We start from the raw sequence: 13,206 nt of genomic DNA, 5'->3' as shown, positions 1-13,206 counted from the left end.
TTTTCCGCCGGACGCCTGATTAACGCCCGGCGGGTTACAAGGAGTAAGCGTGGCGAAGAATTATTATGACATCACTCTGGCGTTGGCGGGCGTATGCCAGGCAGCGCGGCTGGTTCAGCAACTGGCGCATCAGGGGCATTGCGACAGCGACGCCCTGCACGTTTCGCTGAACAGCATCATCGATCTCGACCCGGATTCAACGCTGGCGGTATTCGGTGGTAGTGAAGCCAATCTTCGTCTCGGGCTTGAGACTCTGCTCGGCGTGCTGAATACCAGCAGCCGTCAGGGCCTCAACGCGGAACTCACCCGCTACACATTGAGCCTGATGGTGCTGGAACGTAAACTCGCCGCCAGCAAAGGGGCGATGGATACTCTCGGCAACCGCATCGGCGGCCTGCGCCGTCAGTTAGAACATTTTGATCTACAATCTGAAACGCTGCTCAGCGCGATGGCCGGCATTTACGTTGACGTCATCAGCCCGCTGGGGCCTCGCATTCAGGTCACAGGCTCCCCTGCCGTGCTGCAAAGCCCGCAGGTTCAGGCGAAGGTACGCTCTACCCTACTCGCCGGCATTCGTTCCGCCGTGCTCTGGCATCAGGTTGGCGGCGGACGTCTGCAGCTCATGTTTTCTCGCAATCGTCTGGTTAACCAGGCAAAACAAATTCTTGCTCATTTAACCCCGGAGTTATGATTTATGGAATTATCCTCACTGACCGCCGTTTCCCCCGTAGACGGCCGCTACGGCGATAAAGTCAGCGCGCTGCGCGGTATCTTCAGCGAATTCGGTTTGCTGAAATTCCGTGTACAGGTAGAAGTCCGCTGGCTGCAAAAACTGGCCGCGCACGCAGCGATCAAGGAAGTTCCTGCTTTTGCTGCCGACGCAAACGGTTTCCTTGATAAAATCGTTGCCGACTTCAGCGTAGAGGACGCGGAGCGTATCAAAACCATCGAACGCACCACCAACCACGACGTGAAAGCGGTAGAATATTTCCTCAAGGAAAAAGTCGCCGATATCGCCGAACTGCACGCGGTGTCAGAGTTCATTCACTTCGCCTGTACTTCTGAAGACATCAACAACCTGTCGCACGCGCTGATGCTGAAAACCGCACGTGACGAAGTGGTGCTGCCGTACTGGCGCAAGCTGATTGACGCGATTAAAGATCTGGCGACCCAATACCGTGACGTGCCGCTGCTTTCTCGTACCCACGGTCAACCGGCTACCCCGTCCACCATGGGCAAAGAGATGGCCAACGTCGCCTACCGTATGGAGCGCCAGTACCGTCAGCTGAATCAGGTGGAAATCCTCGGTAAAATCAACGGCGCGGTCGGTAACTACAACGCCCACATCGCTGCCTATCCGGAAGTTGACTGGCACCAGTTCAGCGAAGAGTTCGTTACTTCGCTTGGCATTCAATGGAACCCGTACACCACCCAGATCGAGCCGCACGACTACATTGCCGAACTGTTCGATTGCATGGCGCGCTTCAACACCATCCTGATCGATTTCGATCGCGATGTGTGGGGCTACATTGCGCTCAACCACTTCAAACAGAAAACCATTGCGGGCGAAATCGGCTCTTCAACCATGCCGCATAAAGTGAACCCGATTGACTTCGAAAACTCCGAAGGCAACCTCGGCCTGGCGAACGCCGTCATGCAGCACCTGGCCAGCAAACTCCCGGTTTCCCGCTGGCAGCGCGACCTGACCGACTCCACCGTGCTGCGTAACCTCGGCGTGGGCATCGGCTATGCGCTGATCGCTTACCAATCCACCCTGAAAGGCGTGCGCAAACTGGAGCTGAACCAGGATCGTCTGCTGGACGAACTGGATCACAACTGGGAAGTGCTGGCTGAGCCGATCCAGACCGTCATGCGCCGCTACGGTATCGAAAAACCGTACGAGAAGCTGAAAGAGCTGACCCGCGGTAAGCGCGTCGACGCCGAAGGCATGCAGCAGTTCATCGACGGCCTGCCGCTGCCGGAAGCAGAAAAAATCCGCCTGAAGGCGATGACTCCGGCTAACTACATCGGTCGCGCGACCACCATGGTCGACGAGCTGAAGTAACCAGTCTGACTCAGGTAGCATGGGCAATCTCTTCGCGCATGCTACCTGTCAATCACGACTTTCCACGCAGAAACACGCTCTCTCCCGCCTGGTTTAAATAATGTTTACCCCCAGCGCCACATAATCGCGTTAAACTATTCAAATCGTAAATGAAATGGAGAATGGGCATGCGCGTACTCGTCGTTGAGGATAATGCTCTGCTGCGCCATCACCTCAAGGTCCAGCTACAGGAACTGGGGCATCAGGTGGATGCCGCGGAAGATGCAAAGGAAGCAGATTATTACCTGGGCGAGCATATCCCGGATGTCGCCATCGTTGACCTTGGCCTGCCGGATGAAGACGGCCTGTCGCTGATCCGCCGCTGGCGTAGTCACGACGTATCGGTACCGGTACTGGTGCTGACTGCCCGTGAAGGCTGGCAGGATAAAGTCGAGGTGCTGAGCGCCGGCGCCGATGACTACGTCACCAAACCCTTCCATATCGAAGAGGTCGCCGCCCGCATGCAGGCGTTGCTGCGTCGCAATAGCGGCCTGGCCTCGCAGGTTATCTCGATCCCGCCGTTCCAGGTAGATTTATCCCGCCGCGAGTTGTCGGTCAATGACCAGCCGATTAAGCTCACCGCCTTTGAGTACACCATCATGGAAACGCTGATCCGTAACCGCGGTAAAGTGGTGAGCAAAGATTCGCTGATGCTACAGCTCTACCCTGATGCCGAACTCCGCGAAAGCCACACCATCGATGTGCTGATGGGGCGGCTGCGCAAAAAAATCCAGGCGCAATATCCGCAGGACGTGATCACCACCGTGCGCGGTCAGGGCTACTTATTCGAACTGCGCGGATGAAAGGCGTGTTGCGACATATTCTTCCGCTTTCTCTGCGCGTCCGCTTTCTGCTGGCAACCGCCGCCGTAGTGCTGATCCTGTCTCTGGCCTACGGCATGGTTGCGCTGGTAGGCTACAGCGTAAGCTTCGATAAAACCACCTTCCGCCTGCTGCGCGGCGAGAGCAACCTGTTCTATATGCTGGCGAAGTGGGAAAATAACCATATCGATGTCGATATCCCCGAACACCTGAACATGCAGAGCCCGACGGTGACGCTGATTTACGATGCCAAAGGCAAACTGCTGTGGGCGCAGCATGACGTCCCCTGGCTAGTGAAGCGAATCCAACCTGAATGGCTGAAGAGCAACGGCTTCCATGAAATCGAAGCCGATGTTGGCAGCAGTAGTCTGCTGCTGCGCAATAATGATGAAATTCGCGAGCAGCTTGACGCCATCCGCGAGGAAGATGACTCCTCGGAGATGACCCACTCGGTGGCGATTAATCTCTATCCGGCCACCGCGAAGATGCCGCAATTAAGCATTGTGGTGGTCGACACCATTCCGGTGGAGCTAAAACGCTCTTACATGGTGTGGAGCTGGTTTATCTACGTGCTGGCGGCCAACCTGTTGCTGGTCATCCCGCTGCTGTGGCTTGCCGCCTGGTGGAGTTTACGCCCTATCGAATCACTGGCGAAAGAGGTCCGCGAGCTGGAAGAACATCATCGTGAGAGGCTCGATTCTCACACCACTCGTGAACTTACCGGCCTGGTCAGTAACCTCAATCGCCTGCTGAAAAGCGAACGTGACCGCTACGACAAATACCGGACCACCCTCACTGACTTAACCCACAGCCTGAAAACACCGCTGGCGGTGCTGCAAAGCACCCTACGTTCGCTGCGCGGCGAGAAAATTAGCGTCAGCGAAGCGGAGCCGGTGATGCTGGAGCAGATTAGCCGCATATCGCAGCAAATCGGCTACTATCTGCACCGCGCCAGCATGCGCAGCGGCAATGCGCTTCTCAGCCGCGAACTACACCCGATCGCCCCACTGCTGGATAGCCTGACCTCTGCTTTAAATAAGGTCTACCAGCGTAAAGGGGTTAATATCACGCTGGATATTTCGCCGGAGATAAGCTTTGTCGGTGAGCAGAACGACTTTATGGAAGTGATGGGCAACGTGCTCGATAACGCCTGCAAGTACTGTCTGGAGTTTGTCGAAGTCTCGGTACGCCAGACCAACGACAACCAGTTGCATATTCTGGTGGAGGACGACGGTCCCGGTATTCCCCGCAACCAGCGCACGGCGGTATTCGATCGCGGCCAGCGCGCCGATACGTTGCGCCCGGGCCAGGGTGTCGGCCTGTCTGTCGCCCGCGATATCGTTGAACAGTACGACGGCGATATCCTGACCGGCGACAGCCTGCTCGGCGGCGCCTGCATGGAAGTTATCTTTGGCCGCCAGCTTCCTGATGATAAAGAGAGCTAACGCAACAGTTTTTTAACGACGCCTGCATCGCCGCGGCGCCGCATCCGTTATAATCCCAGACAGACACCTGCTGTGGAATATAAATATGGACTATCAATTAACGCTAAACTGGCCCGACTTTATCGAACGCTACTGGCAAAAACGCCCGGTAGTGTTAAAGCGCGGCTTCGCCAATTTCATCGACCCAATCAGCCCGGATGAACTGGCCGGCCTGGCCATGGAGAGCGAGGTCGACAGCCGCCTGGTGAGTCATCAGGACGGAAAATGGCAGGTCAGCCATGGTCCATTTGAAAGCTACGATCATCTTAGCGAAAACAACTGGTCGCTGCTGGTGCAAGCGGTGAACAACTGGCACGAGCCGACGGCGGCATTGATGCACCCCTTCCGCGCTCTGCCGGACTGGCGTATCGACGACCTGATGATCTCTTTCTCCGTCCCCGGCGGCGGCGTGGGCCCGCACCTTGATCAATACGACGTGTTTATTATTCAGGGTACCGGTCGCCGGCGCTGGCGCGTGGGCGAAAAGGTGCCGATGAAGCAGCATTGCCCGCATCCGGATCTGCTGCAGGTTGATCCGTTTGAAGCCATCATCGATGAAGAGATGGAACCTGGCGATATTCTCTACATTCCGCCAGGATTCCCGCATGAAGGCTATTCGCTGGAAAATTCGCTTAACTATTCGGTCGGCTATCGTGCGCCGAATGCCCGCGAACTGTTCAGCGGCTTTGCTGATTATATTTTGCAACGTGAACTGGGCAGCCAGCGCTACGCCGACCCGGACGTGCCATCCCGCGACCATCCGGCCGATATTCTGCCGGTTGAGCTGGATCGCCTGCGTGAGATGATGCTGGGGCTGATTAACCAACCTGAGCACTTTAAGCAGTGGTTTGGCGAGTTCATTACCCAATCCCGCCACGAACTTGACGTGGCGCCGCCGGAGCCGCCTTATCAGCCGGACGAAATTTACGATGCGCTGCAGCAGGGCGATAAGCTCGCCCGCCTTGGCGGCCTGCGCGTGCTGCGGATCGATGGCGAAGTGTTCGTCAACGGCGAAAAAATAGACTCTCCGCACCGCCCGGCGCTTGACGCGCTGGCAACGCATCTGTCGCTGCGCGCCGAACATTTCGGCGATGCGCTGGAAGACCCGTCGTTCCTCGCCATGCTGGCGGCGCTGGTCAACAGCGGCTATTGGTTCTTCGAGGACTGAGTCGGCATCCTGCCCGGTGGCGCTACGCTTACCGGGCCTACAAATGGCATCGGTACCGTAGGCCGGATAAGGCGTAGCCGCCATCCGGCATATTACCGCCGCTCTCCGGCATCTATTTCGACCGTATCCCCAACCCAATCCTCAGGATATAACCCTTTCCTCACATCGCGGTGGAACGTTGAATATGGCCAATCCCTCACGCATCCAACAAGCCGATGTTTCACTGGATTGATATAAACGTAATCCATATGGCGCCGATAATCTTCATCATTACGGATGGTATGTTCCCAAAAACGCGGCTGCCAGATCTGGTTTTGCGCTAACGCACGCGTAAAAGACTTTTTAATCTCCCGCCAACGAGCGGAATAATCGGAATCACCCTCCGGTAACGTCCAGATACAGTGCATATGCTCAGGTAAAATAACCCACGCGTTAATCTGGAAGGGCTTTTTGCGTTTAACGAGTGCGATCGCCGTGCGGAGTTGATCGATTCGACGAGTCAGAAGATCGCTTTGACGGTTTTGCAAATTGACGGTAAAAAACCAAGTGCCGCCGGGGATATAACTACGGCGATAATTTGACATCAGAGGTTCCCTCCTCTTCAGCTTAGATGGACTCTTTTTGCCCGGTGGCGGCTCACGCCTTACCGGGCCTACAGGACCGGGCTCTGGATTTAGCGTTTTGCCGTCAGCTCCGCAATCCGCACAATCACCCGCACGGCTTTTTCCATACCCTCCAGAGTAACAAACTCGTGCTTACCGTGATAGTTATAGCCGCCGGTAAACAGATTCGGGCACGGTAACCCCATGAAAGAGAGTTGGGCGCCGTCGGTACCGCCGCGGATTGGCTTTATCTGCGGCTCGATATCGCAGTCCACCATCGCCTGACGCGCGATGTCCACTACGTGCGGATGGGCAATCACCTTCTCATGCATGTTGTAATAACTATCTTCGATCACCAGTTCGATGTAGCAATCCGGATGTAGCCCTTTACCGACCTTTTTGGCGATCTCCATCATTTTGCGTTTGCGCGCTTCAAACTGCTTGCGATCGAAATCACGCAAAATGTAGTGCATCTCCGCCCGGTCAACGCTGCCCTTGATACTGGTCAGGTGATAAAAGCCCTCATAACCGTCGGTGGTTTCCGGTGCCTCACTGGCCGGCACTTCGGCGTGAATACGCGCCGCCAACGATAAAGCGTTAACCATCACCCCTTTCGCGGTGCCGGGATGCACATTATTGCCAACAATTTTAATGGTCACCGAGGCGGCATTGAAATTTTCAAACTCCAGTTCGCCGACCCCGCCGCCATCCACAGTGTACGCCCAGCGGGCATCAAACGCGGCGACGTCAAAGTGCTTCGCGCCTTTGCCGACTTCTTCATCCGGCGTGAAGGCGACGCGAATATCGCCGTGAGGAATCTTTTTCGCCTGCAGCGTCGCCAGCGCCGTCATGATCTCTGCGATGCCCGCTTTATCGTCGGCGCCGAGCAGCGTTTTACCGTCGGTGGTGATAAGCGTCTGGCCTAACAGTTGATGCAGAACCGGGAACATCACCGGCGACAACACTTCATCGCCGATGCCGAGGGCGATATCGCCGCCGCGGTAGTTTTCGACAATTTGCGGATTCACGTTCTTACCGCTGAAATCCGGCGAGGTATCAACGTGGGAAATAAAACCGATGGCCGGGATTTCGCCTGCGACGTTGGCCGGCAGGGTCCCCATCACCGTGCCCTTCTCACTTAACGTCACGTTGACCAGCCCCATCTCTTCCAGCTGGTTCTGCAGCAAGCGCAGCAGCTTCCACTGTCCTTCGGTACTGGGAACCTGACGCACGCCAGGCTTCGATTGCGTATCTAAAGAAACATACTGCAGAAAACGCTCAAGCAATTTATCCATGTGGCCACCCTCTTTTTTTGTGACAACATTATCAATAAGGGCGAAAAGACAAATATTGCGTCAGGTCATTTTTAGCCCGTAAACCAAAATTTAATACATTTACGTGCATTATGTGTAAAGGTGATACACCGCGGTACAACAATGATTGGCGATTACAATCGTTTGCCGTAAAATGCTGGCCCTTATTAATTATGTGCAACCCCAAAGGTGGTTAATCACAAACCCCGCAGCGATCCCTTTTCCGTTGCGTCTACATGGGACAGAGTCAAAAATTGAATATACAACCGCGTTCGCTTTCTCCGCTGGTACAACTGGCGGGAATTCGCAAAAGCTTTGATGGTAAGACCGTTATCTCCGATCTCAACTTAACCATCAATAATGGTGAATTTCTCACCCTGCTTGGCCCCTCTGGCTGCGGTAAAACAACCGTTCTTCGTCTAATCGCTGGTCTGGAAAGCGTCGATATCGGACGTATCCACCTGGAAGACCAGGATATCACCCATGTCCCGGCGGAAAACCGCCACGTCAATACCGTATTCCAAAGCTATGCGCTTTTCCCGCACATGACCGTGTTCGAAAACGTCGCCTTCGGCCTGCGGATGCAGAAAACCCCGGCGGCAGAAATCACCCCGCGGGTGGTGGACGCATTGAAAATGGTACAGCTCGAAGAGTTTGCCCAGCGTAAGCCTCACCAGCTCTCCGGCGGCCAGCAGCAGCGCGTCGCCATCGCCCGGGCGGTGGTCAACAAACCGCGTCTGCTGTTGCTTGATGAATCCCTCTCGGCGCTCGACTACAAGCTGCGTAAGCAGATGCAGAACGAACTCAAAGCGCTACAGCGCAAGCTCGGCATCACTTTTGTTTTCGTCACCCATGACCAGGAAGAAGCCCTGACCATGTCCGACCGCATTGTGGTGATGCGCGATGGCAAAATCGAGCAGGACGGTACCCCGCGTGAAATCTACGAAGAGCCGAAGAATCTGTTCGTCGCCAGTTTTATCGGCGAAATCAACATCTTCAACGCGACCGTTATTGAACGCCTGGATGAACAGCGCGTACGCGCCTGCGTCGAAGGCCGCGAGTGCAATATCTATGTCAACTTCGCCGTTGAAAAAGGGCAACAGTTGAACGTTCTGCTGCGCCCGGAAGATCTCCGCGTTGATGAAATTCATCACGGCAGCGAAGCGGATGGCCTTATCGGCTACGTGCGCGAGCGCAACTACAAGGGGATGACCCTTGAGTCAGTTGTTGAGCTGGAAAACGGCAAGATGGTTATGGTCAGCGAATTCTTCAATGAAGACGATCCGGACTTTGACCACTCCCTCGACCAGAAAATGGCGATTAACTGGGTAGAAAGCTGGGAGGTTGTGCTGGCCGATGAAGAACACCAGTAAATTCCAAAATGTGGTGATCGCCACCATCGTGGGTTGGCTTGTGCTGTTCGTCTTTCTGCCCAACCTGATGATCATCGCCACCAGCTTCCTGACCCGCGACGATGCGAACTTCGTCAAAATGGTCTTCACGCTGGATAACTACTCGCGGCTGCTGGATCCGCTCTATTACGATGTGCTGCTGCACTCGTTGAATATGGCGCTGCTGGCGACCCTCGCCTGCCTGGCGTTGGGCTACCCGTTCGCGTGGTTCCTGGCGCGCTTGCCGCAAAAGGTACGCCCGCTGCTGCTGTTCCTGCTTATCGTCCCGTTCTGGACGAATTCGCTGATCCGCATCTATGGGCTGAAGATTTTCCTCAGTACCAAAGGCTATCTGAACGAGTTCCTGCTGTGGTTGGGGGTTATCGATACGCCGGTACGCATTATGTACACGCCATCGGCGGTAATTATCGGCCTGGTCTATATTTTGCTGCCGTTTATGGTGATGCCGCTCTACTCCAGCATTGAGAAACTGGATCGCCCGCTGCTGGAGGCGGCAAAAGATCTCGGCGCCAGCAAGCTGCAGACTTTTATCCGCATCATTATTCCACTGACCATGCCGGGAATTATCGCCGGCTGTCTGCTGGTGATGCTGCCGGCAATGGGGCTCTTTTACGTCTCAGACCTGATGGGCGGCGCCAAAAATCTGCTGATCGGCAACGTTATCAAGAGTCAGTTCCTTAATATCCGCGACTGGCCATTCGGCGCGGCAACCAGTATTACCTTAACGCTGGTGATGGGGCTGATGTTGTTGATTTACTGGCGCGCGGCGCGCCTGCTGAATAAAAAGGTGGAGCTGGAATGATCGGTCGACTGCTGCGCGGCGGCTTTATGACCGCCATTTACGCGTATCTCTACATCCCTATTATTATTCTGATCGTTAACTCGTTTAACCGTTCACGCTTCGGTATCAACTGGCAAGGCTTCACCACCGACTGGTATAGCCTGTTGATGAATAACGATAGCCTGCTGCAGGCCGCCCAGCACTCGCTGACCATGGCGGTGCTGTCGGCAACCTTCGCCACGCTTATCGGCTCACTCACCGCCGTGGCGCTGTATCGCTACCGTTTTCGCGGTAAACCGTTCGTCAGCGGAATGCTTTTCGTCGTGATGATGTCGCCGGATATCGTGATGGCTATCTCCCTGCTGGTGCTGTTTATGCTGATCGGTATTCAGCTGGGCTTCTGGTCGCTGCTGTTTTCGCATATCACCTTCTGTCTGCCATTCGTGGTAGTGACCGTGTTCTCTCGCCTGAAAGGCTTTGATGTGCGCATGCTGGAAGCGGCGAAAGATCTCGGCGCCAGCGAGATGACCATCCTGCGCAAAATCATCCTGCCGCTGGCACTGCCGGCGGTAGCGGCCGGGTGGCTATTGAGCTTTACCCTGTCGATGGATGACGTGGTGGTCTCTTCGTTCGTTACGGGTCCGGGTTATGAAATCCTGCCGCTGAAGATCTACTCCATGGTGAAGGTCGGCGTTTCACCAGAAGTGAACGCGCTGGCGACGATTCTGTTGGTTCTTTCGCTGGTGATGGTTATCGCCAGTCAGTTAATTGCACGTGATAAAACTCAGGGGACGTTAAAATGAAAAAATGGTCACGCCACCTGCTCGCTGCGGGCGCTCTGGCTTTGGGCATGGGCGCCGCGCAGGCGGACGATAGCAAAACGCTCTACTTCTATAACTGGACCGAATACGTGCCGCCAGGCCTGCTGGAACAGTTCACCAAAGAGACCGGCATCAAGGTGATCTATTCGACCTACGAGTCGAATGAAACCATGTACGCCAAGCTCAAAACCTATAAAGACGGCGCTTACGATCTTGTGGTGCCATCAACCTATTTCGTCGACAAAATGCGCAAAGAAGGCATGCTGCAAAAGATTGACAAGAGCAAGCTGAGTAACTTCAGCAACCTCGATCCGCAGATGCTGAACAAACCTTTCGACCCGAATAACGACTACTCGATTCCCTACATCTGGGGCGCGACGGCAATCGGCGTCAATAGCGATGCTATCGACCCGAAAACCGTAACCAGTTGGGCCGACCTGTGGAAACCGGAATATAAAAGCAGCCTGCTGCTGACCGACGACGCGCGCGAGGTGTTCCAGATGGCGCTGCGCAAACTGGGCTATTCCGGCAACACCACCGATCCAAAAGAGATTGAAGCGGCTTATAACGAGCTGAAAAAGCTGATGCCAAACGTCGCGGCGTTCAACTCCGATAACCCGGCAAACCCGTATATGGAAGGTGAAGTGAACCTTGGCATGGTCTGGAACGGTTCCGCTTATGTCGCGCGTCAGGCTGGCACCCCGCTGGAAGTGATTTGGCCAAAAGAAGGCGGCATTTTCTGGATGGATAGCCTGTCGATTCCGGCGAATGCCAAAAACGTTGACGGCGCGCTTAAGTTGATTAACTTCCTGCTGCGCCCTGATATCGCGAAACAGGTAGCCGAAACTATCGGTTATCCGACGCCAAACCTGGCCGCGCGCAAAATGCTCAGCCCGGAAGTCGCCAACGATAAATCGCTGTATCCGGATACCGCCACTATCGAAAAAGGCGAATGGCAAAATGACGTCGGCAGCGCCAGCGCCATTTATGAAGAGTATTACCAGAAGCTGAAAGCCGGGCGTTAATTGTAATAATATGCTGGATAGCGTCGATGCTATCCAGCATATAAAAAGCTAATATATTCACTCCCATTTATCCGCTAATAAGCATATACAAATAAAGTGCTGCGGGTTATTCATTTCGCCCGAATTTATTCAATAGCTTTATATATTGCTTCTCACTCACGCTGTCGTTATTCTACATCGCTCTTGCTGCTTTACGGGTGGCGCTAATCTGCATAAATAAAACAAGGTAACGCTGAAAGAGATAATCGTCATTATTTAGCACGCCAAACATAACCGAAATGAATATCTAAAGGATTAACCTCGACATTACATAAGGATATGGAATGAAAAACAACATAAAAATTAAAGCCCCGCCACTCTTCGGCGTTACGGAAGTTAATGATATTTACTGTGATATCAGTAGGAATGTACCACGAAGTGAGTGGTTAGGCGTCACCTTACCTTTTGCCTTAGTTTTTGTTTCGCTGTTAGGCCTGTTTATTATCGTGCCTTTGGTTGGTTACCTTCAGGAGCTAATATTTGTTGTCCCAATACTTATCCTGTTGTTATATAGCGCAATACATGCACTACGCCTTTTCATTAGCAAGCCCAAGGATATGATAATTCGGCTAAATCGCCGTCAGCAGAAAATCTATATCCAGAAGCATTGCCATAACCATAATATTTTTGCTAAATGGCCCGTTGAAACGCTAGTTTTCGACTGGAGTGACGTTATTCGCCCCAGTTTCAGAAACGGTTCCGGTTCGGCAGGTTCACGGACGTGGTATGCCTGGCATATTAATCCACCTGACAGCCCAAAGGTCAAAATTATCATCAGCGATGATAATATACCTTTATTTTTTTACGCATCACGTTACTTCATTAGCATTGAGGATACGATTATTAGCTATGCCGAGTCCTGGCAATGGTGTAACGATTATATGAATGGTATAAATTCTCCCGTTACTCTTTTGACACCACCTCGCGCCACCTTTAAATACTGCGTAACGACGCTGAGCAATAGATTGTTATCACGCGTCGATGATAGCGATCGCTGGACCACCATTTTCCCTATCCGTAATCCATTCTTTTGGTTGATATCATTTCTTTTTGTGCCAATTATATTAATCGATGCGCTGGCGCTGCGCAGTATTCTGCGAAGACTTCCCGACACCCCGTGGTCTGACTCCGCGCAGATGGAATCTACGTTGGATAGTTAAAAGTTAGAAGTAGCCAGAGTGGCTTACAGACCTGTTCTTGCGAGCATTAAAATTTGTCCATAATATTCAGGCAGACAGGTATTCAATTTTTTTAAGCAATAACTCATCGCGGTCGGAAACTTCCGACCGTTAAGACGTTTCTAATTTCGCTTTCGCCGCCGGGATTTCCCCCTGGCTTCTCTGCGCTGCAAAAAATCTTCAATGATACCGAAGACCGCATTAAGGGGTTTCCACAGCACCACCAGCAGCAGCAGGGGGCCATATATCCGTACAATACCTGTTGCTACCAGGCCGGTGAGGAGCAGGGCTAAGCCATCGAGCAGCAGGCCCAATGTGCTGCCGATACTGATGAACAAGCACAGTATAAAGAGAATCGGCCGACTATCGGCGTATATAGGTAAAACTCTCTGGCTCCATACGCCGACGACGATGGCCGCGATCAACATGATCGCTTCGATAACCAGCGGATTATGCAT

General features: G+C 53.7%; 13 protein-coding genes. 10 read left to right on the top strand and 3 right to left on the bottom strand.

Going from position 1 to position 13,206, the window contains the following annotated elements:
* Window positions 1-49: 49 nt before the first annotated feature.
* The 5 genes from hflD (at window position 50) to ABLV17_RS08205 (ending at window position 5,577) form a co-directional block, all read left to right on the top strand.
* Window positions 50-691 (top strand): high frequency lysogenization protein HflD, encoded by a 642-nt coding sequence (gene hflD / locus ABLV17_RS08225; RefSeq protein WP_015367144.1) that lies wholly within the window; start codon window positions 50-52, stop codon window positions 689-691.
* 3 nt (window positions 692-694) lie between these two features.
* Window positions 695-2,065, top strand: a complete 1,371-nt coding sequence (gene purB, locus ABLV17_RS08220; RefSeq protein ID WP_308958459.1) for an adenylosuccinate lyase — start codon at window positions 695-697, stop codon at window positions 2,063-2,065.
* Between the two features lie 167 nt (window positions 2,066-2,232).
* The gene (gene phoP, locus ABLV17_RS08215; protein ID WP_087857974.1) at window positions 2,233-2,907 is read left to right on the top strand and encodes a two-component system response regulator PhoP; all 675 of its coding nucleotides are present in this window, start codon (window positions 2,233-2,235) and stop codon (window positions 2,905-2,907) included.
* The gene (gene phoQ, locus ABLV17_RS08210) at window positions 2,904-4,370 is read left to right on the top strand and encodes a two-component system sensor histidine kinase PhoQ (protein ID WP_087857975.1); all 1,467 of its coding nucleotides are present in this window, start codon (window positions 2,904-2,906) and stop codon (window positions 4,368-4,370) included. Before phoP ends, phoQ begins: the two co-directional genes overlap by 4 nt.
* An 85-nt stretch (window positions 4,371-4,455) precedes the next feature.
* Window positions 4,456-5,577 (top strand): cupin domain-containing protein, encoded by a 1,122-nt coding sequence (locus tag ABLV17_RS08205; RefSeq protein ID WP_015367148.1) that lies wholly within the window; start codon window positions 4,456-4,458, stop codon window positions 5,575-5,577.
* 92 nt (window positions 5,578-5,669) lie between these two features.
* Here the strand turns inward: ABLV17_RS08205 and ABLV17_RS08200 are convergent, their stop codons facing one another.
* Together ABLV17_RS08200 and pepT are read right to left on the bottom strand one after the other, a co-directional pair.
* Window positions 5,670-6,161 carry a transposase gene (locus ABLV17_RS08200; RefSeq protein ID WP_308959138.1) on the bottom strand — a complete coding sequence of 164 codons (492 nt, stop codon included), beginning with the start codon at window positions 6,159-6,161 and terminating at the stop codon, window positions 5,670-5,672.
* 89 nt (window positions 6,162-6,250) lie between these two features.
* Window positions 6,251-7,474 (bottom strand): peptidase T, encoded by a 1,224-nt coding sequence (pepT, locus tag ABLV17_RS08195; RefSeq protein WP_087857977.1) that lies wholly within the window; start codon window positions 7,472-7,474, stop codon window positions 6,251-6,253.
* A gap of 254 nt (window positions 7,475-7,728) precedes the next feature.
* Between pepT and potA the strand changes: the two genes are divergently transcribed.
* The 5 genes from potA to ABLV17_RS08170 all read left to right on the top strand — a co-directional run bounded on the left by potA (window position 7,729) and on the right by ABLV17_RS08170 (window position 12,730).
* A complete protein-coding gene (gene potA, locus ABLV17_RS08190; RefSeq protein ID WP_087857978.1) occupies window positions 7,729-8,865 on the top strand; it encodes a spermidine/putrescine ABC transporter ATP-binding protein PotA in 1,137 nt (378 codons plus the stop codon).
* Window positions 8,849-9,706, top strand: coding sequence for a spermidine/putrescine ABC transporter permease PotB (potB, locus tag ABLV17_RS08185; protein WP_015705059.1), 858 nt, complete (start codon window positions 8,849-8,851; stop codon window positions 9,704-9,706). Before potA ends, potB begins: the two co-directional genes overlap by 17 nt.
* The gene (potC, locus tag ABLV17_RS08180; RefSeq protein WP_012968557.1) at window positions 9,703-10,488 is read left to right on the top strand and encodes a spermidine/putrescine ABC transporter permease PotC; all 786 of its coding nucleotides are present in this window, start codon (window positions 9,703-9,705) and stop codon (window positions 10,486-10,488) included. The genes potB and potC overlap by 4 nt, the downstream gene beginning before the upstream one ends.
* On the top strand, window positions 10,485-11,531 hold the full coding sequence (potD, locus tag ABLV17_RS08175) for a spermidine/putrescine ABC transporter substrate-binding protein PotD (protein WP_213316707.1): 1,047 nt from the start codon (window positions 10,485-10,487) through the stop codon (window positions 11,529-11,531). The genes potC and potD overlap by 4 nt, the downstream gene beginning before the upstream one ends.
* A 323-nt stretch (window positions 11,532-11,854) precedes the next feature.
* Entirely contained in the window at window positions 11,855-12,730 is an 876-nt protein-coding gene (locus tag ABLV17_RS08170; protein WP_308959133.1) for a DUF6708 domain-containing protein, read from the top strand.
* A 140-nt stretch (window positions 12,731-12,870) separates the two neighbouring features.
* Here ABLV17_RS08170 and ABLV17_RS08165 read toward each other — a convergent pair whose 3' ends face one another.
* On the bottom strand, window positions 12,871-13,206 hold the full coding sequence (locus ABLV17_RS08165; RefSeq protein WP_308959132.1) for a hypothetical protein: 336 nt from the start codon (window positions 13,204-13,206) through the stop codon (window positions 12,871-12,873).

Source organism: Klebsiella sp. CN_Kp091, assembly GCF_040065095.1.
GTDB lineage: Bacteria > Pseudomonadota > Gammaproteobacteria > Enterobacterales > Enterobacteriaceae > Klebsiella > Klebsiella aerogenes.
This window is presented reverse-complemented; position numbering and strand designations above follow the sequence as displayed.

Bases quoted from the DNA above. Each gene is read 5' to 3' on its own strand.
- purB (WP_308958459.1), top strand. From the start codon at position 695: ATGGAATTATCCTCACTGACCGCCGTTTCCCCCGTAGACGGCCGCTAC.
- phoP (WP_087857974.1), top strand. From the start codon at position 2,233: ATGCGCGTACTCGTCGTTGAGGATAATGCTCTGCTGCGCCATCACCTC.
- phoQ (WP_087857975.1), top strand. From the start codon at position 2,904: ATGAAAGGCGTGTTGCGACATATTCTTCCGCTTTCTCTGCGCGTCCGC.
- ABLV17_RS08205 (WP_015367148.1), top strand. From the start codon at position 4,456: ATGGACTATCAATTAACGCTAAACTGGCCCGACTTTATCGAACGCTAC.
- ABLV17_RS08200 (WP_308959138.1), bottom strand. From the start codon at position 6,161: ATGTCAAATTATCGCCGTAGTTATATCCCCGGCGGCACTTGGTTTTTT.
- pepT (WP_087857977.1), bottom strand. From the start codon at position 7,474: ATGGATAAATTGCTTGAGCGTTTTCTGCAGTATGTTTCTTTAGATACG.
- potA (WP_087857978.1), top strand. From the start codon at position 7,729: ATGGGACAGAGTCAAAAATTGAATATACAACCGCGTTCGCTTTCTCCG.
- potB (WP_015705059.1), top strand. From the start codon at position 8,849: ATGAAGAACACCAGTAAATTCCAAAATGTGGTGATCGCCACCATCGTG.
- potC (WP_012968557.1), top strand. From the start codon at position 9,703: ATGATCGGTCGACTGCTGCGCGGCGGCTTTATGACCGCCATTTACGCG.
- potD (WP_213316707.1), top strand. From the start codon at position 10,485: ATGAAAAAATGGTCACGCCACCTGCTCGCTGCGGGCGCTCTGGCTTTG.
- ABLV17_RS08170 (WP_308959133.1), top strand. From the start codon at position 11,855: ATGAAAAACAACATAAAAATTAAAGCCCCGCCACTCTTCGGCGTTACG.
- ABLV17_RS08165 (WP_308959132.1), bottom strand. From the start codon at position 13,206: ATGCATAATCCGCTGGTTATCGAAGCGATCATGTTGATCGCGGCCATC.